The 24,765-nt window shown below is 71.0% G+C and carries 26 protein-coding genes; 8 read left to right on the top strand and 18 right to left on the bottom strand.

Annotated features, from left to right (window positions below):
• Window positions 1–22 precede the first annotated feature (22 nt).
• The 18 genes from O7546_RS17315 to O7546_RS17230 all read right to left on the bottom strand — a co-directional run bounded on the left by O7546_RS17315 (window position 23) and on the right by O7546_RS17230 (window position 15,661).
• Window positions 23–1,012, bottom strand: coding sequence for an EamA family transporter (locus O7546_RS17315; RefSeq protein ID WP_194799026.1), 990 nt, complete (start codon window positions 1,010–1,012; stop codon window positions 23–25).
• The gene (locus O7546_RS17310) at window positions 999–1,463 is read right to left on the bottom strand and encodes an Ohr family peroxiredoxin (protein WP_194799027.1); all 465 of its coding nucleotides are present in this window, start codon (window positions 1,461–1,463) and stop codon (window positions 999–1,001) included. The genes O7546_RS17315 and O7546_RS17310 overlap by 14 nt, the downstream gene beginning before the upstream one ends.
• On the bottom strand, window positions 1,460–2,287 hold the full coding sequence (locus O7546_RS17305; RefSeq protein ID WP_194799028.1) for an alpha/beta fold hydrolase: 828 nt from the start codon (window positions 2,285–2,287) through the stop codon (window positions 1,460–1,462). Before O7546_RS17305 ends, O7546_RS17310 begins: the two co-directional genes overlap by 4 nt.
• Window positions 2,284–3,648: a M20/M25/M40 family metallo-hydrolase gene (locus O7546_RS17300; RefSeq protein WP_194799029.1), complete on the bottom strand. Its 1,365-nt coding sequence runs from the start codon at window positions 3,646–3,648 to the stop codon at window positions 2,284–2,286. Before O7546_RS17300 ends, O7546_RS17305 begins: the two co-directional genes overlap by 4 nt.
• 35 nt (window positions 3,649–3,683) lie before the next feature.
• Complete coding sequence (locus O7546_RS17295; RefSeq protein WP_281599436.1) at window positions 3,684–4,430, bottom strand: SDR family NAD(P)-dependent oxidoreductase; 747 nt, start codon at window positions 4,428–4,430, stop codon at window positions 3,684–3,686.
• A gap of 100 nt (window positions 4,431–4,530) precedes the next feature.
• Entirely contained in the window at window positions 4,531–5,391 is an 861-nt protein-coding gene (locus tag O7546_RS17290) for an ABC transporter permease (RefSeq protein ID WP_091417004.1), read from the bottom strand.
• Window positions 5,392–5,403: 12 nt separating this feature from the next.
• Window positions 5,404–6,183 carry an ABC transporter ATP-binding protein gene (locus tag O7546_RS17285; RefSeq protein WP_120573737.1) on the bottom strand — a complete coding sequence of 260 codons (780 nt, stop codon included), beginning with the start codon at window positions 6,181–6,183 and terminating at the stop codon, window positions 5,404–5,406.
• Window positions 6,184–6,259: 76 nt separating this feature from the next.
• On the bottom strand, window positions 6,260–7,369 hold the full coding sequence (locus O7546_RS17280; RefSeq protein ID WP_194799031.1) for an ABC transporter substrate-binding protein: 1,110 nt from the start codon (window positions 7,367–7,369) through the stop codon (window positions 6,260–6,262).
• 99 nt (window positions 7,370–7,468) lie between these two features.
• Window positions 7,469–7,855, bottom strand: a complete 387-nt coding sequence (locus O7546_RS17275) for a hypothetical protein (protein ID WP_194799032.1) — start codon at window positions 7,853–7,855, stop codon at window positions 7,469–7,471.
• Window positions 7,855–8,166: a hypothetical protein gene (locus tag O7546_RS17270; RefSeq protein ID WP_194799033.1), complete on the bottom strand. Its 312-nt coding sequence runs from the start codon at window positions 8,164–8,166 to the stop codon at window positions 7,855–7,857. Before O7546_RS17270 ends, O7546_RS17275 begins: the two co-directional genes overlap by 1 nt.
• Window positions 8,166–9,242: a class I SAM-dependent methyltransferase gene (locus tag O7546_RS17265; RefSeq protein WP_194799034.1), complete on the bottom strand. Its 1,077-nt coding sequence runs from the start codon at window positions 9,240–9,242 to the stop codon at window positions 8,166–8,168. Before O7546_RS17265 ends, O7546_RS17270 begins: the two co-directional genes overlap by 1 nt.
• A 63-nt stretch (window positions 9,243–9,305) precedes the next feature.
• The gene (locus tag O7546_RS17260) at window positions 9,306–11,333 is read right to left on the bottom strand and encodes an FAD-dependent oxidoreductase (RefSeq protein WP_194799035.1); all 2,028 of its coding nucleotides are present in this window, start codon (window positions 11,331–11,333) and stop codon (window positions 9,306–9,308) included.
• A 474-nt stretch (window positions 11,334–11,807) separates the two neighbouring features.
• Window positions 11,808–12,392, bottom strand: a complete 585-nt coding sequence (locus O7546_RS17255) for a TetR/AcrR family transcriptional regulator (protein ID WP_194799036.1) — start codon at window positions 12,390–12,392, stop codon at window positions 11,808–11,810.
• Window positions 12,393–12,452: 60 nt separating this feature from the next.
• On the bottom strand, window positions 12,453–13,178 hold the full coding sequence (locus O7546_RS17250) for an ABC transporter ATP-binding protein (protein ID WP_194799037.1): 726 nt from the start codon (window positions 13,176–13,178) through the stop codon (window positions 12,453–12,455).
• On the bottom strand, window positions 13,175–14,305 hold the full coding sequence (locus O7546_RS17245; RefSeq protein ID WP_194799038.1) for an ABC transporter permease: 1,131 nt from the start codon (window positions 14,303–14,305) through the stop codon (window positions 13,175–13,177). The genes O7546_RS17250 and O7546_RS17245 overlap by 4 nt, the downstream gene beginning before the upstream one ends.
• A gap of 136 nt (window positions 14,306–14,441) precedes the next feature.
• Window positions 14,442–14,867 carry a DUF6069 family protein gene (locus O7546_RS17240; protein ID WP_194799039.1) on the bottom strand — a complete coding sequence of 142 codons (426 nt, stop codon included), beginning with the start codon at window positions 14,865–14,867 and terminating at the stop codon, window positions 14,442–14,444.
• Window positions 14,860–15,327, bottom strand: a complete 468-nt coding sequence (locus tag O7546_RS17235) for an SRPBCC domain-containing protein (protein ID WP_194799040.1) — start codon at window positions 15,325–15,327, stop codon at window positions 14,860–14,862. The genes O7546_RS17240 and O7546_RS17235 overlap by 8 nt, the downstream gene beginning before the upstream one ends.
• A complete protein-coding gene (locus O7546_RS17230; protein ID WP_194799041.1) occupies window positions 15,281–15,661 on the bottom strand; it encodes a metalloregulator ArsR/SmtB family transcription factor in 381 nt (126 codons plus the stop codon). Before O7546_RS17230 ends, O7546_RS17235 begins: the two co-directional genes overlap by 47 nt.
• A 346-nt stretch (window positions 15,662–16,007) precedes the next feature.
• Between O7546_RS17230 and O7546_RS17225 the strand changes: the two genes are divergently transcribed.
• From O7546_RS17225 to O7546_RS17190, 8 genes are all read left to right on the top strand, one after another.
• Window positions 16,008–17,222 (top strand): membrane dipeptidase, encoded by a 1,215-nt coding sequence (locus O7546_RS17225; RefSeq protein WP_281599423.1) that lies wholly within the window; start codon window positions 16,008–16,010, stop codon window positions 17,220–17,222.
• On the top strand, window positions 17,219–18,844 hold the full coding sequence (locus O7546_RS17220; protein WP_281599421.1) for an ABC transporter substrate-binding protein: 1,626 nt from the start codon (window positions 17,219–17,221) through the stop codon (window positions 18,842–18,844). Before O7546_RS17225 ends, O7546_RS17220 begins: the two co-directional genes overlap by 4 nt.
• Before the next feature lie 34 nt (window positions 18,845–18,878).
• On the top strand, window positions 18,879–19,832 hold the full coding sequence (locus O7546_RS17215) for an ABC transporter permease (protein WP_194799043.1): 954 nt from the start codon (window positions 18,879–18,881) through the stop codon (window positions 19,830–19,832).
• 61 nt (window positions 19,833–19,893) lie between these two features.
• Window positions 19,894–20,775, top strand: coding sequence for an ABC transporter permease (locus O7546_RS17210; protein ID WP_262011951.1), 882 nt, complete (start codon window positions 19,894–19,896; stop codon window positions 20,773–20,775).
• A 2-nt stretch (window positions 20,776–20,777) separates the two neighbouring features.
• Window positions 20,778–21,959 carry a Xaa-Pro peptidase family protein gene (locus O7546_RS17205; protein WP_281599416.1) on the top strand — a complete coding sequence of 394 codons (1,182 nt, stop codon included), beginning with the start codon at window positions 20,778–20,780 and terminating at the stop codon, window positions 21,957–21,959.
• On the top strand, window positions 21,956–22,792 hold the full coding sequence (locus tag O7546_RS17200; protein WP_281599414.1) for an alpha/beta hydrolase: 837 nt from the start codon (window positions 21,956–21,958) through the stop codon (window positions 22,790–22,792). Before O7546_RS17205 ends, O7546_RS17200 begins: the two co-directional genes overlap by 4 nt.
• The gene (locus tag O7546_RS17195) at window positions 22,789–23,772 is read left to right on the top strand and encodes an ABC transporter ATP-binding protein (protein WP_194799046.1); all 984 of its coding nucleotides are present in this window, start codon (window positions 22,789–22,791) and stop codon (window positions 23,770–23,772) included. The genes O7546_RS17200 and O7546_RS17195 overlap by 4 nt, the downstream gene beginning before the upstream one ends.
• The gene (locus O7546_RS17190; RefSeq protein WP_194799047.1) at window positions 23,756–24,745 is read left to right on the top strand and encodes a dipeptide ABC transporter ATP-binding protein; all 990 of its coding nucleotides are present in this window, start codon (window positions 23,756–23,758) and stop codon (window positions 24,743–24,745) included. Before O7546_RS17195 ends, O7546_RS17190 begins: the two co-directional genes overlap by 17 nt.
• Window positions 24,746–24,765 lie beyond the last annotated feature (20 nt).

Raw genomic sequence — 24,765 nt, 5'->3', positions numbered from 1 at the left:
ACGTGCGTGGGGTCGCCGGGCGTCAGGCGGGCGCGACGGGGGTCTTCCCGGGCGGAAGGCCGTCGGCCTGCCGGGGTCGCTCCCGCGCGATGACGAGCGCCACCGAGGCGAGCACCACGGCACCGGCGAGCACCTGTCGTCCGGACAACGATTCATCCAGCACCATCATGCCGAGCAGGACCGCCACCACCGGGTTGACGTACGCGTAGGTGGACGCGAGCTGGATCGGCGCGTTGCGCAGCAGCCACGTGTAGACGCTGAAGCCGACCACTGTGCACACCAGCATCAGGTAGGTCCACGCCAGCCAGGACCGGCCGGTGACGCCGGCCGGGTCGAACCGTCCCAGCTCACCGCTGACCACGCTCGCCACCGCCACCGCGACGCCGCCGACGAGCATCTGCCAGCCGGTGCCGACCAGGTGGTCGGCCGGCATGTGCAGCCGCTGCGACAGCGTCGAGCCCAGCGCCCAGACCATCGTGGAGACCACCAGCAGCAGCATCCCGCCGAGGTGCCATCCCTTCGTCGGCACCGAGAACAGCAGCGCCAGCCCGGCCACACCGCCCAGTACGCCCACCGCCGCGAGTGCCGACGGCCGTGGGCCGACCGCCAGCCGCAGCACCAGCACCCACAGCGGCATGCCGGCCACCACCAGCGACGTCAGCCCGGTCGGCACGTACTGCTGGCCCAGGGCTAGCAGTGCGCTGCCCGCACCGACCATCAGCAGCCCGCTGGCGCCCACCCCGCCCCACTGCTGCCGGGGCAGCAGCAGCCCGGCCGGTCCCCGGCGCAGCGCCGCCACCGCGAACAGCAGCAGCGCGGCGGCCAGGAACCGGGCCGAGGTGGCGACCAGCGGCGGGATGCTGTCCAGGGCCACCCGGTTGCCCAGGTAGGTCGAGCCCCAGATCAGGTAGACCGCGCCGAGCCCGACGGCGAGGGCCATCGGGCCGGCGGGCCGCTGCGGATCCGCCGGGTGGCGGACCGCTGCGGGCTCGGTCAGGTCAGCGGTGGCCATCGACCCGGATCGCCACCGCGGTGTTGCCCCGCAGGGCGTTCGAGTAGGGACACATCTGGTCGGCCAGCTCCACGGCGCGTTCCAGGTCGGCCTGCGGGCACTGCGGCGCGGACACGTCCAGCACCACGGCGATCGCGTACCGGCCGTCCTCGGTCTGCCCGAGGGAGACCGAGGCGGTCACCGTCGTCGGGCCGGGCTTGACGCCGGCCTGCCGGGCGGCGACCGCGAGCGCGCTGTCGAAGCAGGCCGCGTAGCCGGCCGCGAACAGCTCCTCCGGGTCGGTGCCGGGCGCGTCCGGACCCCGCTGGGCGGGACGGGTCAGGTCGACCCGCAGCGACCCGGTCCGCGACCGGGCGCTGCCGCCCCGGCCGCCGGAGACCTCGACGGTGGCGGTGTAGAGCGTGTTCGCCGGGACGACCTTCGCGTCGGCGGCCGGGGTGCCGGCGCTCATGCCGCCACCTCCCGCCCGAGGTCGGCGTGCACCTGCGCGGCGACCGCGTCGGCGAACGCCTCCGGCTGCTCGTCGGCCACGAAGTCGGTGCCGCCGGGGATGGTCACCAGCTCGGCGCCGGGCAGCGCGGCCCGCACCTGCGGCGTCATCCGGTCCAGCAGGTCGTCGGCGCCGTGCAGCAGCACGATGGGCAGCGCGTCCAGGGCGGCGGTGTCCACGTGGTGGTCGAACACCGCCCGGTACGCGGTGGCGTAGTCCGGACCGGTCAGCAGGTACTCGGTGACCTGGCGGTTCGCCTCCTCCGGGGTCAGGCGCGGGTACAGGCCGTACACCCGGTCCCAGATCACCTTCAGGTGCCCGCCGTCGCGCGCCGGGGAGTAGCCGGGCGCGTACGACCGCTTCTTCTCCGCCCGCTCCTGCTCGTCGTAGAGCGGGATGCCCTGCAGGATCAGCCGGTGCACCCGCTGCGGCGCCGACATCAGCGCCTCCGCGCCGACGATCGCGCCGGTGTGCTGCCCGAGCAGGTGCACCCGGGACAGCCCGAGGGCGTCGGCGAACTGCCACACCCCGGCCGCGTACTCCGGGATGGACCACGGGCGCGGGGGCGCGTCGGACATGCCGAAGCCCGGCGTGTCCGGGGCGATCACCCGCAGGCCGCGGCGGGCCAGCGGCTCGATCACCGCGTCGTAGGTGGCCGAGGAGAGCGGGGACTGGTGCAGCATCAGCAGCACCGGGGCGTCGGCGTCGCCGCCGTGCCGGTAGTGCACCTGACCCCACGGCACGTCGACGTAGGCGCGGCGGGCCACGCCGCGGGCCCGGGTCACTCCGTCACCGCCAGCGCCGCCATGACCTCGATGACGTGCTTGATGCCGGCCTTGTAGTCGTCCAGCCGGATGTTCTCGTTCGGGCCGTCCACACCGGAGTCGGCGCGGGACACACCGACGCCGACGATCGGCCGGTCGGCGATCACGCCCTGGTTGCCGATCCACTGCGTGTACGGCTCGATCACCGGCTCGGTCCCGTACACCCGGCGGGCCGCGTCGGCGACCAGCGCGACGAACGGGTCCCGGTGGTCGGTGAGGTTGGGCCGGCTGGTCGCCATCACCTCGATGCGCAGGTCACCGAAGCCGGTCGCCGCCAGGTGGTCGCGGATGCAGCCGAGCACCCGGTCCGGGTCCTGGCCCGGCACCAGCCGGATCTCCAGCTTCGCCGAGGCGGTCGACGGGATGCCGAGCGTCACGTCGTCGCGCATGTCGCCGCCGGCGAAACCGGCGACGGTGAGCGTCGGCACGGTCCGGATGGCGACCGCGGCGCCCTGGTCGTCCAGGTCACCGGTGAACCGGTCGACCTGGGCCCGCTTGCGCAGGAAGTCCCCGTCGAACGCCACCTTCTCCAGCAGCGCCCGCTCCTCGTCCGTCGGCGGCCGGGCGTCGTCGGCGAAACCGGGGATCGTCACGGTGCCGTCGGGCCGCTGCAACTGCGCCAGGGCGGCGGCCAGCCGGGCCGTGGCGGCCGGCAGCAGCGCGGTGTTCTGGCTGGTCAGGTCGCGCGGCAGGGTCTGCGCGGTGAGCCGCAGGTAGAGCACGCCCTTCTCGGCGAGCTTGAGCAGCAGCCGATCCTCGCCGTCGAGCCAGGAGTTCTCCCACAGGGCCGCGTCGCTGGCGAGCCGGTCGGCGTGCGCCTGCACGAACGAGCCCAGACCCGGGCTGTGCAGCCACTTCTTGCCCTCGAAGATGATCCGGTTGGTCACCGGCGGGGTCAGCCCGGCCAGCTTCCAGGCCGCCGCCGCGTGGATGCGGGACATGACGACGCCCTTGTCGTCGGCCACGCCCCGGGCGTACAGCCGGCCGTCGTGGATCTCCGCCGCGTACGGCGGGCTGATCCAGTCGGCGTCGTCACCGGCCGGCTCGACCTCCACGTCGTAGTGGGTGAAGTGCAGCAGCGCCTTGTCACCCTCGCCCGGCACCTCGGCCAGCACGTACGGGTACGACTGCTCCCACGGGATGATCTCGGCTTCGCCGCCCCAGCGGCGGACCGACCCGGCGATGAACTCGGCGGTGGCCTCCATCTGCTCCGGCTCCTGGCGGCGGCTGCGGATGCGGCACAGCTGCTGGAGCTCCTCGACGAACTCGTCGAAGTGCTTGTCGACGGCCGCCAGGGCGGCCGCGGTATCCGGTTTGGGCATGGTGGTCCTCACAGAAGGGGTCGGAGAGGGGGAAGTCAGTGGATGGTGACGCCGCCGTCGACGAAGATCGTCTGCCCGGTGGTCATGGCGGCGGCGTCACTGAGCAGGTAGGCGACCGCGTTCGCGACGTCCTGCGGCTGCGCCATCCGGCCCAGCGGGATGGAGGCCATCTTGTCGGCCAGGTACGCGTCGTCGCCGCGGACGTCGGCGGTCATGTCGGTGGGCACGATCGTGGGTCCGACGGCGTTGACCCGGATCCGGTCCGGCGCCCACTCCAGCGCCAGCACGCGTGCCATGTGCATCACGCCGGCCTTGCTGACGCAGTACCCGAGCGTGTTCAGCACCGCGATGTGCCCGTTCGTGGAGCCGATGTTCACCACCGCGCCGCGGGTCTGCCGCAGCGCCGGGTACGCGGCCTGGCTCATCCGGAACGTGCCGGTCAGGTTGACGTCCAGGACGGTGGTGAAGTCCTCCTCGGACATCGTCGCGGCGGGCCCGCGCCGGACGATCCCGGCGTTGTTGACGAGCAGGTCCAGGCGCCCGTGGGCGTCCACGACCTCGGCCACCAGGCCGGCGCAGGAGGCGGCCGACCGGACGTCCACCCGGTGGCGGGTGTGCGCGCCGCCGGTCAGCTCGGCCTCCGCCCAGTCGTCGAGCAGGTCGGCCTGCGCCACCGTCGCGCCGCGCTCGGTGAGGGTCGCGGCGATGCGGGCGCCGATGCCGCGGGCCGCGCCGGTGACCAGTGCCACCCGCCCGTCGAACCGGTTCGGATCGGTGTTCATGTCTTGTGTCCTGCCTTTCCCGTTCGGCCACCGGCCGGGCGGGCGTGAACCACGCCCGGCCGGTGCTCCGCACGCGTGACGGCGGTCCCGTCAGCTGTCGTCACGCGCCGATCACCTTCGTGTCCTCGGCCCAGAAGGCCAGCCGCTTCTGCAGCAGCCGGATCACGAAGTGCGCCACCAGACCCATCACCGACAGCACCACCAGGACGGCGAACATGCCGGCGATGTCGAAGTTGTAGTTGGTCTGCAGCAGCAGGTAGCCCAGGCCCTCCTTGGCGCCGATGAACTCGCCGACGACCGCGCCGAGGATGGCGAAGACGATGCCGATGTCCAGGCCGGCGAAGATGAACGGCAGTGCGCTGGGCAGCCGGACCATCCGGAAGATCTGGGTCTTGCTCGCGCCGAACACGGTCAGCATCTGGATCTTGTCGGCGTCGGCCGCCCGCAGGCCCTCGATGACGTTTACGAGCATCGGGAAGAACGAGATCACCGCGGCCATGACCACCTTGCTGGTCAGGCCGAAACCGAACCAGACCACGAACAGCGGGGCCAGGGCGACCTTCGGCACGGTCTGGAAGGCCACGATGTACGGCATCAGGGTGGCTTCGACGATCTTGATCTGGGAGATGAACGTGCCGAGGAGCAGCGCCGCCCCGACACCGATCACGAACCCGAGCAGCGCCTCCTGGGTGGTCACCCAGAAGTGACCCCAGAACTGGTCGTCGCCGAGCTGCTGCCACAGCGACTCGACCACGCTCGACGGCAGCGGCAGGACGTACTCGTCGACGCCGATGAGCTGGACACCGTACTCCCAGGCCAGCACGACCACGACGAAGACCGTCGGGACCAGCCAGAGCTGGGGCTTCTCGCGGAGGTCGAACTTGCGCCGGGCGGGCCGGGCGGGCCGGGCGGACGGCGCCGGTGGCTGGGCCGGCTCGCGGACCAGGTTGCTTGTTGCCATGGCTGTCCCTCGTCAGTCGATAACGCCGGCGGCGTTGAAGTGTCGGCGGATCCGCTCCACGTAGACCCCGGCCCGGTCGGACGACATGACACCGAGGTCACGCGGCCGTTCCAGGTCGATGTCCATGACCTCCGCGATGCGGCCCGGCCGGGGGCTGAGTACCACCACTCGGTCGGAGAGGAAGACCGCCTCCGGGATGGAGTGCGTGACCAGCACGATCGTCTGGTTGCTCTCCTGCCAGATGCGCAGCAGCTCCACGTTCATGTACTCGCGGGTCATCGCGTCGAGCGCGCCGAACGGCTCGTCCATCAGCAGTACCGCCGGGTCGTGCACGAGCGCCCGGCAGATGCCGGCCCGCTGCTGCATGCCGCCGCTGAGCTCGTGCGGGTACTTCTGCTCGAAGCCGTTGAGACCGACCATCTCGAGCAGTTGCTGGGCGCGTTCCCGGTGCCGGCGGGGATCCAGTCGCTGGATCTCCGCCGGCACCATCACGTTGTCGAAGATGGTGCGCCACGGCAGCAGCGTCGGTGCCTGGAACACCATCCCGACCTCGGGAAGGGGCTTCGTCACGTCCCGCCCGGCGATCCGTACCGCGCCGCCGGACTTCGGGCTGAGCCCGGCGAGGATCTTCAGCAAAGTGGTCTTGCCGCACCCGGACGGTCCCACGACCGAGATGAACTCGCCGCGACGTACCGTCAGGTTGATGTCGCTCAACGCCTGGGTCGGTGCCGACTTCCGGGGCCGGTACTCCTTGTCCAGCCCGTCGATCTCGATCCAGGAGTCTTCCGACACCGATGCCGGAGCCTGCGTCTGCGCCCGGCGGGCCGTCGCCTTGATGGCCATCCAAATCCCTTCCGCTGTCCGCTGCCTAGGCGGTGTAGTTCGCGGCCTTGCTCAGCACCGCGGCCTTGTCGAAGTTGTTGGCGCCGGAGAGCAGGCTCGGGTCCCACAGCTTCTTGAGGTCGACCTCGCCGGTGATCTGCCCGGCCTCCTTGGTGTACGCCTGGGTCTTCGCCCACTCCTCGTCGCTGATCGCGCCCCAGTCGCCGAACTGCTCCGGGTCGCCGCTGGCCGGGGTGGCCGTCTTCAGCCAGGCGGCCAGGCTCTCGGTGTCCGCCTTGAGGCGCTCGTCGGCGGACTTGCCGGCGAGGATCTGCGGGAACACCTTGTAGCCGATCTTCATGGCGGCCTCGGGGTTCTTGGCCGAGAAGAGCATCGCCTTGTACGCCGCGCGCAGGAACCGCTCGTACGAGTCCTTCTTGGCGTCGAAGTCACGGGCGCCGACGCTGAAGGTGAGCGACCGGATGCCGGAGAACACGTCCGGGTTGGTCAGGTACTTCAGCTCGGTGCCGGCGTTCTCGATGACCGCGTACGCCTGGGTGTAGAGCGCCAGCATGTCGACCTTGCCGTCGTTGAGCGCGGCGGCGGCCTGCGCGCCGACGCCCACCGGCAGCAGCTCGACGTCCTTGGCCGGGTCCAGGCCGGCGGCCTTGACGTAGGCGCGGGCGTACGGGGCCGAGCCGGAGGCCAGGCTGATCACGCCGATCTTCTTGCCGCGCAGGTCCGCGCCGCCGGTGATCGGGGAGTCCGGCTTGACCGCCATCACCCACGGCCAGTTCTGCACCAGGCCGCCGACGGCCTTGATCGGCACGTTCTTCTCCACCGCGCCGAGCGCCGAGCCGGCGTCGGCGGGGGTGATGTCGCCGCTGCCGGACGCGACCGCCTGGAGGGCGGCGACCGAGCCGTCGGCGTTGATCGTCTCGACGGTCAGCTTCTCCTCGGCGAAGTAGCCGAGTTCCTTGGCGACCGCGTAGACGGCCACCTCCTCCTTCGGGCCGATCACGGCGGAGGCGATGGCCATGGTCAGCTTCGCCTCCTTGCCCTCGCCACCGGCCTCGTCGTCGGAGCCGCCGCCGCACGCGGCCAGGACCAGCGCGGTGGCCAACGCCGCCGGGAGCAGAGCCCACTTTCGTTTCATATGCACACACCTCGTCATGAGTCGGGGGAGACCACCTCCGCCGCCGGAGCGGCGGAGGTGGGGGAATCAGCTGTCGCGCTGCCGCGCGACCGTTGTCCGTCAGGCGTCGCGCTGCTGCGCGACGAGTGCCAGATCGTTGTAGACGTGCTGCTCGACGATCAGTCCGCCGTCGAGCACGAAGACGTCCGCGTAGCGGATGTCCTCGAACGGAGTGCCGTCGAGCCATTCCCCGTACAGCCGCCCGAGCGAGGTCACCGTGACCCGCCCGTCGGTCTCGCCCACCAGGTAGCGGTCCCGGTGCTTGCGCACCCACCGGTAGGTTCCGGTCGACGCGGCCGCCATCTCCCGCAGCGACGAGTACTCCCGGCCGCCCGGGAAGACCAACCGCGCCCCGTCCGCGAGAAAGCGCCCCGCTTCGTCGAGTTCGCGGTCCTCGCACAGCTGCAGGTAGCTGTCGATCAGACCGGGCGCGTCCGGTGTGCTCATCAGCCGGTCTTCTCGCTCAGCGCCGCCTCCCACTGGTCCCGCAGCGGGTGCTCCGCGGGGCCGTGCTCGGTGAGGATGCGCATCAGGCGGGCCAGCAGCGCGTCCCGCTCCCGGTCGAGGACCTGCTGCTCCTCCTCGGTGGAGACGAACTCGTCGACGGCGCCCGCGGTGAGCGCGCCGGAGCGGGTCAGCAGCGCCTCGACGACGCGTACTCGCTGGCGGGTCACGTGCAGCTCGGTGGAGAGCTGCAGCACCAGGTCGAGCAGCTTGCCGACCTTGGGGTCTCCGAAGTAGTCGAACTCGTTGCTCATCACGCCTCCGGCTTGGTCGCGGCCAGTACGGCCCAGGGGAAGTGCCACTCGGGACGGTCGCCCCAGCCCTGCGGCTGGACACCGTTGCGGCGCTCGTCGAACGGGGTCCACGACACGTCGGTCAGACCGGCCTCGGTGCAGACCTCGATCAGGTCGGAGCCGAACAGGTCGTGGAAGAACGGCTCGTTGTTGCGCTCGGCGTGCTCGTAGACGGTGGCGTCGCGCAGCGGGTCGCCGGTGAGCATGAACTCCAGGAAGCGCAGCGAGCCGCCCGGCTTGAGCAGGCGCGCGGCCTCCAGGATCGTCTCCCGGATCGCGGCGGCCGGCATCTCGTGCAGCACCATCGTGCCGGTGACCACGTCGCAGCTGTCCGACTCGATGCCGGTGGCCCGGCCGTCGGCCTGCCGGTAGTCGATCGCGAGTCCGGTCGCCTCGGCCTCGGCGTGGGCCAGGCGCAGACCCGGCGCGGCCAGGTCCACGCCGATCACCTGCGCGGTCGGGTACTTGGCCGGCAGCGGGCGGGTGCTCTTGCCGAAACCGCACCCGATGTCGACGATCCGGGTCGCCGCCGGCAGTTCGGGCAGCGCGGTCTTGGCGAACAGCGTGTGGAACTTGTAGCCGTCGTTGTCGCGCAGCATGACGATGCGCGCGCCGAACTCGTACACGTAGGCCGACATGTCGTCGGAGAAGAAGCTGCCGGGCTGGATGTGGATGTCGTAGTCGGTGTACCAGTCCGGCAGTTCCAGGTCGGGGTTCAGCTCCAGCGAGCCCTTCGGCTGCTCGGGCAGCGAGGTGAGCTGGTCGGTCAGCTCCTCGCGGCGGCTGAGCACCGCGTCGCCCGCGACCTTCCAGAGCATCTTCTGCTGCACCCGCTCCAGGTGGCTGAACCACGGGTAGAGCGGAAGACCACGCAGCACCTGACCGGCGTCGGCGATCGTCGTGGCCGACGCCCCGGTGGCGCCGTACTCGTCGCGCAGCGCCGGGTAGACGGTGTCCGCCCATCGCTTGCGCAGGCCGAGGACGAAGTCCACGGCGGAACGCTCATCCAGGGTGAGGCGCTCCTCGATGTCCAGCATGCTTGTCTCCTCTACAGGTGGGGGAGGTCCGGTCCGCGGTGCACCGCGACCGGGGTGGACGGGTCAGTGGGCGTACCGCACGCGCTGGGCGGACGCGGTGTCGAAGGCGCCGAGGAACGCGCCGGCCATCCGTCCCTCGTAGACGGCCTCGAAGGCGGTGCGGGGGGCGTTCGCGTCGCCGACGACGTGGATGCGGGGTCCGTCGGGCAGCGCGTCGAGCTGCCGGTACAACTCGTCCGCGGCCTGCGCCGAACCGCCGTCGACGACAGTGGTGACGTCCTCGACGATCGTGTCGCCGCCGGCGAGCGGGCCGCCGAGCGCCACCGCGGTGGCGCCCGCGGCGCGGGCGGCCCGCATCGGGTGGACCGCGATCCCCAGGTCAGCGAAGCGCTTGAGCAGCGCCAGCCGTGAGTACGTGGTGATCTTGGCGCTCACCGTGGCGGTGGGGGAGACGAGGTGGACGCGGGCGCCCCGCCGGGCGAACGCCTCCGCCACCGACGCCGCCGACCAGGTGCCCTCGTCGTCGAGCACGACGACGGTGCCGGCCGGCCGGTAGCCGGGGTCGGCCAGGTGGTCGACGGCCTGCCAGATGTCGATCACCGGCGGACCGCCGGGCAGCTCCCGCCGGGCGGGCCGGGAGCCGGTGGCGAGGACGACGTCCTGGTAGCCGCCGGACAGCACGTCCTCGACGGCGGCGCGGTGGCCGAGCCGGACCGGGATGCCGGCGGCCTCGACGTCGCGGGCCAGATCACGGGTGAGTAGCCCGAGCCGCTCCCGTCCGGGTACGCGCGCGGCCACCTCGACCTGCCCGCCGAGCCGGTCGCGTGCCTCGACCACTGTCACCCGGTGCCCGGCCCGGTGCGCGGAGAGGGCTGCCTCCAAGCCGGCCGGACCGCCGCCGACGACCAGGACGTCCCGCGCGCCGGACGGCCCGGGCAGTTCCGGCCAGGCGTCGGCCCATTCCCGCTCGGCGCCGACCTCGGGGTTCACCACGCAGGAGATGGGCAGGCTGGTCTCCAGCCGGCCGATGCAACCCTGGTTGCAGGCCAGGCAGGCGCGTACCTCGTGCTGGCGGCCCTGCTCGGCCTTGCGGACCAGGTGCGGGTCGGCGATGTGCGGGCGGGCCAGGCCGACCAGGTCGGCCTCGCCCGCGGCGACGACTTCGGCCGCCTCCGGCAGGCTGTCCAGCCGGCACACCGCGAGCACCGGCAGGTCCGGGAACTCCTGCTTGAACAGCGCCGCGTGGTGCCGGAACGGGGCGTGGCCGAAGCTCATGTCCGCCATCTGCGTCGCGAGCGAGAAGCTGCCGTGGTAGGCGGAGTGGCTGACGTGCACGTAGGCGAGGGGGAACTCGGCGCGCAGCTTCCCGACGATCTCCAGCACGGCGGCCGGGTCGAGGCCGCCGGGCAGGAACTCGTCGGCGCTGACCCGCAGCCCGACGGGCAGCTCGGGTGCGGCGGCGAGAACCGCCGTGAGCACCTCGCGGGTCAGGCGCATCCGGTTGTCGAGGCTGCCGCCGTACACGTCGTCGCGGGTGTTCGTGTGTGGCGAGAGGAACTGCTGGAGCAGGTGGCCGTGGCCGGCGTGCACCTCCAGGCCGTCGAAGCCGGCCTCGCGCATGCGCCGCGCGGCGGCGGCGAACGCCTCGACGACGACGGCGATGTCCCGGCGTCCCATCGCGTGCGGCACGTGCGAGCCGGCCGCCCACGGCACCGGCGACGAGGACCAGGCGGCGGTACGCGTCGCGTCGCCGTTGGCCTGGCGTCCGGCGTGCATGATCTGGGCGAACATGCGGGCCCCGTGCTCGTGCACGGCCTCGGTCACCGCCGCGTACGCCGGGATCGACGAGTCGTCGAAGCTGCCGAGGCTGATGCTGCGGCCCGCGCTCGTGGGGTGCACACGGATGGCCTCGGTGATGATCAGGCCGGCGCCGCCGCGCGCCCGCTCCGCGTGGTAGGCGACGTGGCGGGCGGTGGGCACGTTGTTCAGTCCGAAGTTGGTGGTGTGGCCGGGGACGAAGACCCGGTTCCGCAATGTGAGACGACCGAGCCGGGTGGGGGAGAGAAGAGCGAGAAGCTTGTCGTCAGGCATGCCTCGGACTTCCTGTTTCGGGCCGCACTCGGCGAGGCCGAGAGCGTTCGGATGAACCGTACGCCGTTCGATTGAGTGGAACGGTAGGGCCGGGTTCACATGCCGTCAACGGGCTACTGATCAGTAACTTAGTTCACCGCACCGCCTCTGAGCTGCTGTTCCACTAGGCGGAACGCTGACCGATGATGACCGTCGATGCGGCGGTCGATCGTTCGGTTCCTCCTGATCGGACGACAGTGCCGGCCGCCGCTCGCCGGTCGGCGGCCCGTGCCGATCGTTCGGACGGCCGCACCGGACGCGTCGGCGGCCCTCGCCGGGAGCGCCGGCAGGTCTCCCCGGCGCGGCTGCGGGCACGCAGCGGCCCGGGCCGTCGCCCGGCCGTGCCGGTGGGTGCGGCCGGCGCGACGACCCGGGCCGTCGTCCGTCAGCGGATGTGGTGGAGGCGCGGTCGCCGGCCGTTCCGGAGGGGCGCGGTCAGCCGGCGTCCGGACGCAGGTACGGGGTGAGCAGCTCGCGGGCGAGGCCCGTGGCCGCCGGAAGGTCGAGACCGTTCTCGATCATGCGGCTCAGGGCGTAGACGACCGACTGGACGAGTTCCGCCATCCGGTCCGGGTCGCTCGCCCCGTGTTCGGTGAGCGCAGCGCGCAACGGCGCCTCGAGGCTGTCGTGCAGCAGCCGGCTGGAGGTCGCCAACACCTCGCTGTTGCCCGCCGACGCCAGTGCCCGGGCCAGCGCGTGGTCGCCCCGGGCAACCAGTTGCAGGTTGGCCTCGACGTACGCCAGGATCCTCGCCCCCGGCGTGCGGGCCTCGGCCATCCGCTCCTCGACGAAGGCCGACCACCGGGGGAAGGTGTCGGCGACCAGCACGTCGAACATGTCGGTGCGGGACTTGAAGTACGAGTACGCGCTGGACCGGGCCAGCCCGGCGTGCCGGGCCACGTCGGCCAGGCTCGGGATCTGCTCCGGATGCTCGGAGAGCAGGGCGCGGGCGGCGTCGAGCAACGCCGCCCGCTGCGCGGCCCGGTGTTCCGCGACGGTCGAGGCTTGGATCTTCGGCATCGCGACCTCCCCGTGTCTCCCGCCGCCCGTGTCCGGCCCGCGTCGCTCCCTGGTCGTCGGTCAGCTGCTGGTGGCGAGCTTGCCGTCGATCATCTCGTAGATGGTGTCACAGTATTGCAGCACGTCGTGATCGTGAGTGACCATCACGACGGCCACCGAGCGCTCCCGCGCCTCCTGGGCGAGCAGCTGCACGATGTCGTGGCTGCGGGCCCGGTCCAGCGCCGCCGTCGGCTCGTCCACCAGCAGCACCGACGGCTCGGTCATCAGCGCCCGGGCGATGCCGACGCGCTGGCGCTCGCCGCCGGAGAGCTGGTGCGGCCGCCGGTCGGCCTTACCGGCCAGACCGACGTGCGCGAGCATCTCCAGCGGGTCACGACCGGCCCGTTCCCGCCGCCCGCCCAGCCGCAGCGGCAGGCGCAGCTGGTCGGCGGCGGTCAGCGCGGGCAGCAGGTTGCCCGACTGGAACACGAACCCCACGTGCCGGCGGCGCAGCTCGGTGCGCGCCCGGCGGCTGGACACGGTCATGTCGTGCCCGGCCACGGTGACGGTGCCCTCGTCCGGGCGGGCCAGCCCGCCGGCCACGGCGAGCAGGCTGGACTTGCCCGCGCCGGACGGCCCGACGATCGCGGCCAGCTCACCGGGCGCGACGGTCAGGTCCACGTCGTCGAGCGCGTGCACGGTCTCCGCGCCGTCGCCGTGCCGCAGGTGGACGCCGCGCATGACCAGGCCGAGGTCGGCCGGGGCGGTGCCCGCCGTCGAGGGGGACGAGGTGGGCCGGCTGCTCATCGGTTGCCTCCCAGGGCGGTCGCCGGATCGATGGAGGTGAGGCGGACGACGGCGGCTGCCGCGCCGACCAGGCCGAGCACGAGCAGGCCGGCCGCGGCGGCGGCGATGCTCTGCGGGTGCAGCGCGAACGGGACGTTGCCGCCCGAGATCAGCGCGCCGAGACCGAGGCCGATCCCCATGCCGACCGCGATGGCGACTGCCAGCAGGATGAGTGCCTGGGTGAGCGCGTCGCGCAGCACCCAGCCGGTCGAGGCGCCAAGTGCCCGCAGCACGGCGACCTCCTGCCTGCGCTGGATCGCCCAGACCGCGAAGAACGCGCCGGCCACGAGCGCCGAGATCGCGTAGAGGAAGCCCTGGATCAGCTGGAGCGTTGTCGTCTCGGCGGTGTAGCCGGGCGAGGCGCCGTAGGACTCGTCCAGCGTCAGGCTCTCCGTGCCCGCCGCCTTGTCGCCCGCGGCCAGGTCCACCGAGTCGCCGTCGGCCGCGCGGACCGCGACGGCGGTGATCTCCTGGGCCGCCTGCGCCGGCGTCTGCGCGCCGGCCGGGGTGCCGGACTTGACCGCCTGCCATGTCGCCAGCGGCACGTACGCCACGTCGACGTGGCCGAACGTGTCCTGCTGCTGGGTGACGCCGACGACGCGCAGACGCGTGCCCAGCCGGTCCACCGTCACGGTGTCGCCGACGCGCAGGCCCGCGTCGATGGCGGTGGGGCTCACCACGATCCCGTCCGCCGGGCCGAGCCGGTCGCCCTCGCTGACGGCGGGCGACAGGAACGAGTCGGTCTCGACGCCGAACAGGGCCAGGTCGACCTCGGTGCCCCCGTCGGTACGCCCGTTGACGAGCGTGTTGCCGAACGGGGTCGCCTCGGCCACGCCCGGCTGGTCGCGCCAGGTGTCCACCGCCGAGGCGTCCACCACGCTGCGCGAGAACGCCGAGTCGTGCTGCACGCCGTGGGCGAAGGCGAACGAGGTGACCGGCAGGTTCTGCAGGCCGGAGACGCCGTCACGGACCAGCCCGACGGAGAGGCCGGACAGCATCACCATCAGCACCGAGATCAGCGCGATCACGGCCCCCATCAGGGCGAACCGCAGCCGCGCGAACCCCAGCTCGCGAATGGCCAGGAACATCAGCCGCCACCTCTCAAACTTGTCGACACCATGTCGCCATGTTAGCAACGCGGTGTCGGCAAGATGGTGGTGGTGGTTGTCTACCCGGCCACACTCCGTGACGGGGCCGGTGATGCGCGGCCTGTCGTGCCCGGCGTCAGGCGGCGACCGGGCCCGCGGCGGCGCGACGCGCGCGCCGGCCGAGGGCGGTCACCGCGACCACGATGATCGGGGCGAGCGTGAGGTGACAGACCGCCAGCGTGATCGTGCTGGTGGTGTCGAGGTCGGCGGGCAGCGTCATGGTGGCGATCGTGAGGACCGCGAGCGCCGGGCCGATGATCAGCGCCGCCCGGACCACCCAGGCGAATCGGGGCGCCAGCACGGCGACGGCGGTGAGCCCGAGCGCCAGCGGCAGCGCGCTGAAGCCCGCGACGGTCACCGCGTCGACCTCGACCCGCCGGTCGTCGGCGGTGAACAGGAAGCTGCCGCCGGCCGCGCGGCCGATCCCGTACATGATCAGGTTGACGACCACCGCGACGGCGGTGGCGAGCGCGACGACGGCGGTACGGGACAGGTCAGCCACGGGAGGTCTCCTCTGCGTGCGCTCGGGTCAGGTACGCCTCGATGCGGGCGAACGCCCCGGTCCAGACCTCGCCGACGAAGAAGTCGCGCAGCTGCGGGGTGGGGAAGCCGCTCTGCACCACAGTCATCAGCGTGCCGCCGTCGCGCGCCTCGAAGGTGACCTCGATGCGTGTGGTCATGGTCGTGCCGTCCGGGCCGGTGCCCGTCGACTCGGTGACCAGCCGGTGCGGGCGGTCGATCTCCAGGAACGTCTGCGTCTCGCGGAACAGCATGTCGGGGGAGGGACCCCAGACCGCGGTCTGCCTTCCGCCGACCCGCAGGTCGACGTCGATCTCCACGATGCCGGGCTCCTCGTCGAGGATGCCGAACCAGATCTTCTGTTTGCCGGCGTCGGTGTAGGCGTCGAACGCCTCGTCAGGGGTGCCCGGAAGGTGTCGTGTCACTCGCATGTGGAGCGTCATGGTCGCGGTCCTCCGTGGTGAGTGTGAGGTAGGCGTCGAGGCCGTCGAGACGACGGGCCCAGAGCCGTCGGTAGAAGGCGATCCAGGCCATCGCCGAGTCCAGCGGCGCCTCGCTGAGCCGGCACTGCCGGGACCGGCCGACCTTGCACGTCACCACGAGGCCCGCGTCCTCCAGCGCGCGGACGTGCTTGCGCATGCCGGTGAGGGTCATCCCGGTGGGCTCGGTGAGCTCGCTGATGGTGGCCGGGCCGGCGCCGAGCCGGATCAGGATGTCGCGCCTGGTCGGATCGGCCAGGCTGGCGAACACCCGGTCGAGCGTCTCTTGCTGAACCACAAGGTTCACCGTACGACACTGAACCGATAGGTTCAACGTTTTGCCGGTCCGGGGCTACCCGCCGCGGTTGCGAGCCGCTGCGCAGTGGTCTGACCACCTTGAGGAATCGCGGGTGGTGGTGGGGTGGATCGCGGTCGCTCACCCGTTCGGCGCGACGGCCTCGGGCGTTCGGTCCGGTCTGGCTCAGTTGTGTTGACCTGGGCGGCTGCACCTGTCCCGACCTGCGGGAATGTTCCCCGATTCGGGTAACGGAAAGGTCACGAGGTATTCCTGCGGCGCGGTCGTGCTCGGTACGTTCCACGAGGCATGAGGTCAGACCTCGATCCTCATGCCTCTAGCTGACGAGGTGAGCAGACCAGTGCAGGAACCCGCCCCCCGCTACGCCGGATACCGGTCCTTCGACTACCTGGTGCCGCATGTGGACTACAAGGTCTTCGAGCTCGCGCCGCAGATCGGCCGGGTGCCGGAACACGACCTCGGCCTGAGCGACGAGCAGCGAGCCCGGGTCTCCCGGCTGCTGCGTGAGCACATGGCCATCTCGCTCCACGAGCACCCGAAGATCCTGCCGGCCGATGTGACGCAGTTGCGCGACTACAACCGGACCGGCCGCAACGCCTTCGGCTTCGAGGGCCTGGCCCGCTCCGGCATGACCGCGGTCTTCGACAACTTCATGAACGGCACCGGCTGCGTGACCAGCGAGCACGCCTGGAAGTGGGACGACGTCATCTACGACATCGGCCTGCGCTTCGCCGACGTCGCCAAGCAGGACCACGTGGTGGTGGCGACCACGCTCGAACAGATCTTCGAGGCCAAGCGCAACGGGCAGATCGCCCTGGTGGCCGGCCTGGAAGCAGCCACGATGATCGAGAACGAGCTGGACCGGATCGACATCCTCTACGGCTTCGGCGTACGCCAGATGGGCATCGCGTACAGCCAGGCGAACATGCTCGGTTCCGGCCTCTCCGAGGACCGCGACGGCGGGCTGACGCACTTCGGCCGGCGTGCGGTGGACCGGATGAACAAGCTCGGCATCGCCATCGACATCTCGCACTCCGGCGACCAGACGTCGCTGGACGTGATCGAGGCCAGCCGGGTGCCGGTGTTCATCACCCACGCCGGTGCCCGCTCGGTCTGGAACACCCCCCGGATGAAGCCGGACGAGGTGATCCGGGCCTGTGCCGAGCGGGGTGGAGTGATCGGCATCGAGGCCGCTCCGCACACCACCCTCTCGGGCGACCACCCGCACCATTCGATCGAGTCGGTGATGGACCACTTCACCTACTGCGTGGAGTTGGTCGGCATCGACCACGTCGCGTTCGGCCCGGACACCAACTTCGGTGACCACGTCGGACTGCACGACAGCTTTACCCAGCACCTGGCGATCGGAAAGGCCCACGGCGTGGTGGACCACCCCCGGGTTCCGTACGTGAGTGGCATGGAGAACCCGGCGGAGTGCTTCAGCAACATCGTCGGGTGGTTGGTCACGCACGGCTACTCCGACGAGGAGATCGCCAAGGTCATCGGCGGCAACATCATCCGGGTTCTTCAGGAGGTTTGGTGAACAAGACAGTCAAGGGTCGGTGGCGGCTCGCTGTCGCGCTCGGCATGGCGGCCACGCTCGGTGTCTCCGGCTGCGGCCTGAACGAGGAGACGTCCTCCTCCGGCGGTTCGTCGTCGGATTCGGTGCTGCGGATCGGCACCACCACCGACGTGAGCAACTTCAACCCGCTCCAGTCGCTGAGCAAGACGGACTCGTGGATCCTCAACGCGATGTACCCGCACCTGCTGCGGATCGACGAGAACGCGAAGAAGTCGCCGGAGCTGGCCAAGGAGTACCGCTACGAGGACGACGGCAAGACCGCCGTCTTCGTGCTGCGCGACGACTTCAAGTGGACCGACGGCAAGCCGGTGGTCGCCGAGGACGTGAAGTTCTCCGCCGAGTCGATCATGAAGTACAAGCTCGGCAACGTCGCGGCGAAGCTGACCTGGGTCGAGTCGGTCGAGGCGCCGGACGCCACCACCGTCAAGTTCAAGCTCTCCCAGCCGTACGCGCCGTTCGCCGAGGGCGTCGGCTTCTGGATGTCGGTCGTGCCGAAGCACATCTTCGAGCCGGCCGGTGACCTGTCCAAGTTCGCCAACGACTCCAACTGGGTCGGCGCCGGGCCGTTCGTCCTGGACAGCATCACCAAGGGCCAGCGCTACGTCATGAAGCGCAACGAGCACTACCCGCTCGCGCCGGGTGGCAAGGCCGCGGTGAGCCAGGTCGAGTACCGGGTCTACCCGGACGTGAACACCATGATGCTGGCGCTGCGCAACGGTGACATCGACATGATGGGTACCCCGGTGCCGGTCTCGGCGGCGAAGACCTTCGAGAACGACGACAAGATCAAGCTGAAGAAGGTCGGCGCCCTCGGCTTCGCGCACCTGACCTACAACATGAAGAACAAGTACCTCGCCGACCAGGACGTCCGGCAGGCGCTGTCGATGGCGGTCGACACCAAGGCGATCATCTCGGCCGTGCTGCAGGGCGACGGCCAGCAGATGGCCGGCCCGATCTCGCCGATCTTCTCCGAGTACGACAACACCGAGCTGCAGCCGTACCCCTTCGACCCGGCGGGCGCCAAGGCCAAGCTGAGCGCGGCCGGCTACAAGGACGCCAACAACGACGGCTTCTTCGACGAGCTGACGTTCGGCGTGGCGTGCGACCAGTCCAACGCCAACATCACCCGGGTCGTGCAGCTGTTCCGGGAGAGCGCGGCGAAGGCCGGCGTGAAGCTGGAGAACGAGTGCGTGGAGCGGAACACCTTCCTCACCCGCACCAAGAACGGCGAGTACGACATCGACGCCTCGCAGTGGGGTGTCTTCGACAACCCGATGGACCAGCTGCGCAGCACCTACCTGTCCAGCAACCCGGGTGGCATCAACTACAACCTGCTCGAGTCGGCGGAGATGGACGCGCTGATCAACGACGCGGCCGGCACCACCGACGCGGAGGCGTTCAAGACCAAGATCAAGAACATTGACAAGGTCGTGCACGAGCAGGCGTACCTGACCCCGCTGTACGTGGAGAACTTCCAGTTCGCCTACAACGCCAGCAAGTTCACCGGCTTCGTCCCGTCGCCGTCGGACCTGCTCGGCATGGTCACCGCGTACTCGCTGGCCCAGGTCACTCCGGTCAAGTAACCCACCCAACCTAGAGGGAGAGGAGGGGTCCCCCGTGGCGCGTTTCGTGCTCAGCCGGGCACTGAAGGCCGTCCTGACCGTGTGGATTGCGATCACTTCGACGTTCTTTCTGCTCCGGCTCCTGCCGGGGGACCCCACGACCCTCATGGTCGAGGGCGACATGACACCGGAGATGCAGGCGGCGCTGCTCAAGACGTACGGACTGGACCGTCCGCTGTGGGAGCAGTACGTGTCGTACCTGCGCGAGCTGGTCCAGGGCAACCTGGGCATCTCGTTCCGTCAGATCCAGCCGGTCACCGACATCATCCTCGACCGGCTGCCCTGGACGTTGCTGCTGGCCGGCAGCGCGTTCGTCCTGACCATCGCCGTCGGTATCCCGATCGGCGTGGCCGCCGCGGTCAACCGCGGCAAGTGGCTCGACCGCGCGTTGCAGGGCTTCGGGATCAGCGCGAACGCGCTGTTCGTGCCGAGCGTCGCGATCCTGCTGCTGGTCTTCTTCGGCGCCCAGCTCGGCTGGTTCCCGATCGGTGGGGCGATCGACCCGGACACCCGGGGCGCGGCGGCCTACCTGAGCCTGGCCCACCACCTGGTGCTGCCGGTGCTCTCGCTGGTCCTGGTGCAGCTCGGCCCGTACGCGCTGACCCTCCGTACCAACATGATCGAAGTCCTCGGCGAGGACTACATCCGCGCCGCGCAGGCGCGTGGTCTCTCGGCCCGGCGCCGGGTGTGGAAGCACGGCCTGCGCAACGCGATCCTGCCGGCACTGACCCTGATGGGCCTGCAACTGGGCACCCTGGTCGGCGGTGCGGTGCTGACCGAGACGGTCTTCGCCTACCCCGGGGTCGGCCGGCTGATCTACGAGGCGGTCGGGCAGCAGGACTACCCGGTGATCCAGGGTGCGTTCATCATGCTCGCCGTCACCGTGGTGATCGCCAACGCCCTGACCGACATGCTCTACGCGGTCCTCAATCCCCGGATCCGGCTGTGAACGCGCGCAGCGTCGCGGCACGTCGCCCGGATCCGTCCGCCGCCACCGAAGGGAGGGTGCCGTGAGTGCCCCCGTGCTGACCGAGCAGGCGCTGCCGCCGGCCCCGGCCGCGCCCAAGCGGTCCTTCCTCTCCGGCTACCTGCGTCAGCCCGTCGTGGCGCTGTCCGTGCTGGTGCTGCTCGTGATGGCGTTGCTGGCGATCTTCGCGCCGCTGATCGCCGACGAGCCCGCCGGCGCCGGCGCGGACGTGCTGCAACCCCCCTCCGGGGCGCACTGGTTCGGCACCGACGACCTCGGGCAGGACATCTTCGCCCAGGTGGTCTGGGGCACCCGGACCAGCATGGTGATCGGCCTGGCCGCGTCACTGCTCGCCATCGTGCTGGGCACCGCGATCGGGCTGGCCGCGGCGTACTTCCGGCCGTTCGACGCGGTCGCCACGGTGATCACCGACGTGATGCTGGCGCTGCCCACCCTGCCGCTGATGATCATGCTGGCGGCGGTGGTGAGCCCGAGCGTCACGACGCTGACCCTGATCATCGGGTTCTTCGCCTGGCCCGAGGTCGCCCGGCTGATCCGGTCGCAGGGCCTGGTGATCAGCGCGATGCCCTACATCGACGGCGCCCGGGTGCTCGGGGCCACCGGCTGGCGGATCGTCACCCGGGAGATCCTGCCCGCCGTCGTCTCGCTGATGGTGGTCAGCGTGCTGCTCACCGCCTCCCGGGCGGTGATCTCCGAGGCGGGCCTGAGCTTCCTCGGCCTCGGCGACCCGGACGCCTGGTCCTGGGGGCGGATCCTGCTCAACGCCCAGCGCAGCGGCACGATCGCGATCGCCTGGTGGCAGACGCTCTTCCCGTCACTGGCGATCTTGTTCCTGGTGCTGGCGGCGACCCTCGCCGGAACCCGGTTCAACGACACCCGCGACCCCCGTCGCAACGGAGGCTGACCATGCGACTGCCCGAGAGCTTCTACCACAGCGTCCGAAGCCGGCTCGCCGAGGCGCTCGAACAACGTGGTCTGGACGGGTTCCTGGCCACCTCGCCGGCGGAGGTCGCCTTCCTCAGCGGCTTCTTCTACATCGCCACCGAACGTCCGGTGTATCTCTGGCTGCCGCGTGTGGGGGATTCGCTGCTGGTGATCCCGCGCCTCGACGAGGAGTACGCGGCCCAGCAGGGCGTGACGGTCCCGACCGTCACCTACTTCGAGTACCCGGGCGTGGTCACCGCCGAGGAGACGCTCGCCTCGGCGTTGTCCCGCCCGGGTGGCCCGGTCCGCCGCATCGGCGTGGGTGCGGGCCTTTCGGTCGGCACTTTCCGGGCGCTGGCCGGGGCCATCGACGGGGCCACCCTGGAGACCACGGACGCGGTCGCCGAGCTGCGGCTGCGCAAGTTCCCCGAGGAGATCCCGTTCCACGAGGCCGCCGCGCGGATCTGCGACGACATGCTGGCCGCCGGACGGGCCCTGATCGAGGAGGCGCTCGCCGCCGGAGGGCAGCTGCCGCGCGAGGACGAGATCGCCCGGCACGTGATCGGCTACGGCACCGACCGGATGTACGCCGAGTACGACCTGGTCGTCTACACCACCAAGCTGGCCGGCGGGCTGGTCTACGCCGGCCCGAACTCCGCCCTGCCGCACGGCCTGCCGACCCGTCGTCGGCTCCAGCCGGGCGACACCCTGATCCTCTCCCTCGGCGCGGCGGTGGCCAGCCGGTTCGTGGAGAGCGAACGGACGTTCGTCATCGGCGAGCCCAGCGCCGAGCAGGTGCGCTACTACGAGGCCGACCAGGAGGCCCAGGAGGTGGGCACCCAGGCGATGGTCGCCGGGCGTACCTGCGCCGAGGTCAACCGGATCTGCCTGGACGTACTGCGGGAACGAGGGCTGGGCGACTACATCCGGCACCGGCAGGGCCACGGCATCGGCTTGCAGAACCACGAGGCGCCGTGGGTCGCCGACGGCGACGACACGGTCCTCGCCCCCGGGATGCTGCTGTCCAGCGAGCCAGGCGTCTACGTGCCCGGCCACGCCGGCTACCGCATCTCCGACACGGTCCTGGTGCAGGACGACGGCCCGCGCCGGCTCACCCGGTACCCGCGTGACCTGGCATCCAACATCATCGAGGGGATCCGATGAGAATCAACGGAGCGGAACTGGTCGTCGAGGCGTTCGGCCCGATCGACGGCCCGGCCATGATCGTGCACCACGGTGCCCCGGGCCTCGGTTCCCGCCAGGAGCCGAAGCGCTCGTTCGGCCCGTTCGCCGACCGGATGCGGGTCATCGTCTTCGACGCCCGCGGCTCCGGCGAGTCCAGCGACGACGGACCGTTCACCCACGAGCAGTGGGTGGCCGACGTGGACGCCATCCGCGCGCACTTCGGCTACGAGACCATCGTCATGGCCGGCGGTTCGTACGGCGGGTTCATCGCCATGGAGTACGCCATCGCCCACCCGGACCGGGTCTCCGCGCTGGTGCTGCGGGACACCGCCGCGGACACCGCGCACGACAACCTGGCGGTGGAGCGGGCCCGCAACACCGACCGTTCGGTGATCCCGGAGTGGGTCATCGAACGGATCGGCACCGGCCGGTTCGAGAGCAACGAGCAGTTGCGCGAGTACTGGCGAGCGATCCTGCCGCTCTACGACCACCAGCACGATCCGGCCAAGGACGAGGCGCGGCTGGCCGCCACCCGGTTCCACTACCGCACCCACAACGCCGCCTTCGGGCAGAACATGCCGCGCTACGACCTGAAGCCGAAGCTGCCGTCGATCACGTGCCCGACCCTGGTGACTGTGGGCCGGCACGACTGGCGTACCCCGGTGGCCGCCTCGCAGGTCATCGCGGACCTGGTGCCCCGTGGCGAGCTGGTGGTCTTCGAGTCCTCCGGCCACTCGCCGCAGCTGGAGGAGCCGGAGCGGTTCCAGCAGGTGGTGCGGGACTTCCTCAGCCGGGCCGGAGTGCTCCGATGAGCCTGCTGGAGATCGCCGACCTGCGGGTCGCGTTCCCGGGCCCGACCGGCCCGGTGAACGCGGTGAACGGGGTGTCGCTGCGTGTCGAGTCGGGCCAGACCCTTGCCATCCTCGGTGAGTCCGGCTCCGGCAAGAGCGTCACCGCGCAGGCGGTGACGGGCATCCTCGACGTGCCACCGGCGACGGTCACCGGCTCGGTCCAGCTGCGGGGCCGGGAACTGCTGACCCTGCCCCGCAAGCAGCGGGAGCGGGTCAGTGGCGAAGAGATCGGGATGGTCTTCCAGGACGCGATGGCCGCGCTCAACCCGGTCTTCACCGTCGGACACCAGATCGTGGAGGTGCTGCGGGTCCGGCGGGGCATGTCCCGGGCCGACGCCCGCCGCCGCGCCGTCGAACTGGTCGACCGGGTGCGGATCCCGGCGGCCAAGGACCGGATCCGGGACTATCCGCACCAGTTCTCCGGGGGCATGCGCCAGCGCATCATGATCGCGTTGGCCATCGCCCTGGAACCGGACCTGCTGATCGCGGACGAGCCCACCACCGCGCTGGACGTGACGGTGCAGGCCCAGGTGATGGAGTTGCTCGCGGAGATCCAGCGGGACAGCGGAATGGGCCTGCTCCTGATCACTCACGACCTGGGCGTGGTCGCCGAGGTCGCCGACGACGTGGCGGTGATGTACGCCGGCCGGATCGTCGAACGAGGCACCGTCGAGCAGATCTTCGCCGGCCCGGCGCACCCCTACACCGAAGGGCTGCTCAACTCGATGCCCCGGGTGGACCGGCGCGACGAGCAGCTCTACGCGATTCCCGGCGCTCCGCCCAACCCGGCTCGGCTTCCCACCGGCTGCCCGTTCCACCTGCGTTGCCCCCGGGCCACCGACGAGTGCCGGGTCGTCCTGCCGCCGCTGCTGGCGCTGCCGGCCGACCGCGCCAGCGCCTGTCACCACCACGAGGAGGTGCTCGATGCCACCCGGCGATGAGGTCGTGCTGCGGGTCGAGAACCTGGTCAAGCACTTCCCGGTAAAGGGACGGGTCCCGTTCACCTCCGGTGGCGTGGTCAAGGCCGTCGACGGTGTCTCCTTCGACCTGCGCCGGGGCGAGACACTCGGCGTGGTGGGCGAGTCCGGCTGCGGCAAGAGCACGCTGGCGCGCATGCTCGTCGGGCTGGAGCAGCCCACCTCCGGTGAGGTGCGCTTCGGCACGTCAGTGGTGCACCAGGCCAGGGGGCGGGAGCTGCGGGCCCTGCGCCGGCGGATCCAGATCGTGCTCCAGGACCCGTACACCTCGCTGAACCCCCGCCGCACGATCCGGGAGATCCTGCTCCAGCCGTTCGAGATCCATCCCGACGTGCTGGACCGCCGGCGCCGGGTCGAGCGGATCAAGGAGCTGCTCGACCTGGTCGGTCTCGACCCCGGCCTGCACCTGGACCGCTACCCGCACCAGTTCTCCGGCGGGCAGCGTCAGCGCATCGGCATCGCCCGGGCGCTCGCGCTGAACCCCGACGTCATCGTCTGCGACGAGCCCGTCTCCGCACTGGACGTGTCGGTCCAGGCGCAGGTGGTCAACCTCCTGGAGCGGCTCCAGGAGGAACTCGGCGTCGCGTACGTCTTCATCGCCCACGACCTGTCCGTGGTGCGCCACATCTCCGACCGGGTCGCCGTGATGTACCTGGGCAAGCTCGTGGAGACCGGCCCGGAGACCAACCTCTACGAGTCGCCCCGGCACCCGTACACCCGGGCGCTGCTGTCGGCCGTGCCGGTGCCGGACCCGGCCGGCCGGCGGCAGCGGCAGCGCATCCTGCTGGCCGGCGACCCGCCCAGCCCGGTCGACCCACCCTCCGGCTGCCGTTTCCGGACCCGCTGCTGGCAGGCGACCGACACCTGTGCCAGCACCGAGCCGCCGCTGGCCGCCGGGCCGCATCCGGTTGCCTGCCACTTCCCGCTGGCCGCGTGACGGCCGGCGATCGCCAAAGG

Origin of the sequence: Micromonospora sp. WMMA1976, assembly GCF_027497335.1 — a bacterium.
Lineage (GTDB): Bacteria > Actinomycetota > Actinomycetes > Mycobacteriales > Micromonosporaceae > Micromonospora > Micromonospora aurantiaca.
Note: the sequence above shows the minus strand (reverse complement) of the source record. Positions and strands in the feature narration are given on the sequence as shown.

Coding starts and splice junctions, on each gene's coding strand:
- O7546_RS17250 (WP_194799037.1), bottom strand. CDS start 13,178: ATGAGCAGCCGGCCCACCTCGTCCCCCTCGACGGCGGGCACCGCCCCG.
- O7546_RS17195 (WP_194799046.1), top strand. CDS start 22,789: ATGAGCCTGCTGGAGATCGCCGACCTGCGGGTCGCGTTCCCGGGCCCG.
- O7546_RS17190 (WP_194799047.1), top strand. CDS start 23,756: ATGCCACCCGGCGATGAGGTCGTGCTGCGGGTCGAGAACCTGGTCAAG.
- O7546_RS17280 (WP_194799031.1), bottom strand. CDS start 7,369: ATGAAACGAAAGTGGGCTCTGCTCCCGGCGGCGTTGGCCACCGCGCTG.
- O7546_RS17290 (WP_091417004.1), bottom strand. CDS start 5,391: ATGGCAACAAGCAACCTGGTCCGCGAGCCGGCCCAGCCACCGGCGCCG.
- O7546_RS17310 (WP_194799027.1), bottom strand. CDS start 1,463: ATGAGCGCCGGCACCCCGGCCGCCGACGCGAAGGTCGTCCCGGCGAAC.
- O7546_RS17265 (WP_194799034.1), bottom strand. CDS start 9,242: ATGCTGGACATCGAGGAGCGCCTCACCCTGGATGAGCGTTCCGCCGTG.
- O7546_RS17315 (WP_194799026.1), bottom strand. CDS start 1,012: ATGGCCACCGCTGACCTGACCGAGCCCGCAGCGGTCCGCCACCCGGCG.
- O7546_RS17275 (WP_194799032.1), bottom strand. CDS start 7,855: ATGAGCACACCGGACGCGCCCGGTCTGATCGACAGCTACCTGCAGCTG.
- O7546_RS17270 (WP_194799033.1), bottom strand. CDS start 8,166: ATGAGCAACGAGTTCGACTACTTCGGAGACCCCAAGGTCGGCAAGCTG.
- O7546_RS17245 (WP_194799038.1), bottom strand. CDS start 14,305: ATGTTCCTGGCCATTCGCGAGCTGGGGTTCGCGCGGCTGCGGTTCGCC.
- O7546_RS17235 (WP_194799040.1), bottom strand. CDS start 15,327: ATGACGCTCCACATGCGAGTGACACGACACCTTCCGGGCACCCCTGAC.
- O7546_RS17300 (WP_194799029.1), bottom strand. CDS start 3,648: ATGCCCAAACCGGATACCGCGGCCGCCCTGGCGGCCGTCGACAAGCAC.
- O7546_RS17255 (WP_194799036.1), bottom strand. CDS start 12,392: ATGCCGAAGATCCAAGCCTCGACCGTCGCGGAACACCGGGCCGCGCAG.
- O7546_RS17205 (WP_281599416.1), top strand. CDS start 20,778: ATGCGACTGCCCGAGAGCTTCTACCACAGCGTCCGAAGCCGGCTCGCC.
- O7546_RS17260 (WP_194799035.1), bottom strand. CDS start 11,333: ATGCCTGACGACAAGCTTCTCGCTCTTCTCTCCCCCACCCGGCTCGGT.
- O7546_RS17295 (WP_281599436.1), bottom strand. CDS start 4,430: ATGAACACCGATCCGAACCGGTTCGACGGGCGGGTGGCACTGGTCACC.
- O7546_RS17200 (WP_281599414.1), top strand. CDS start 21,956: ATGAGAATCAACGGAGCGGAACTGGTCGTCGAGGCGTTCGGCCCGATC.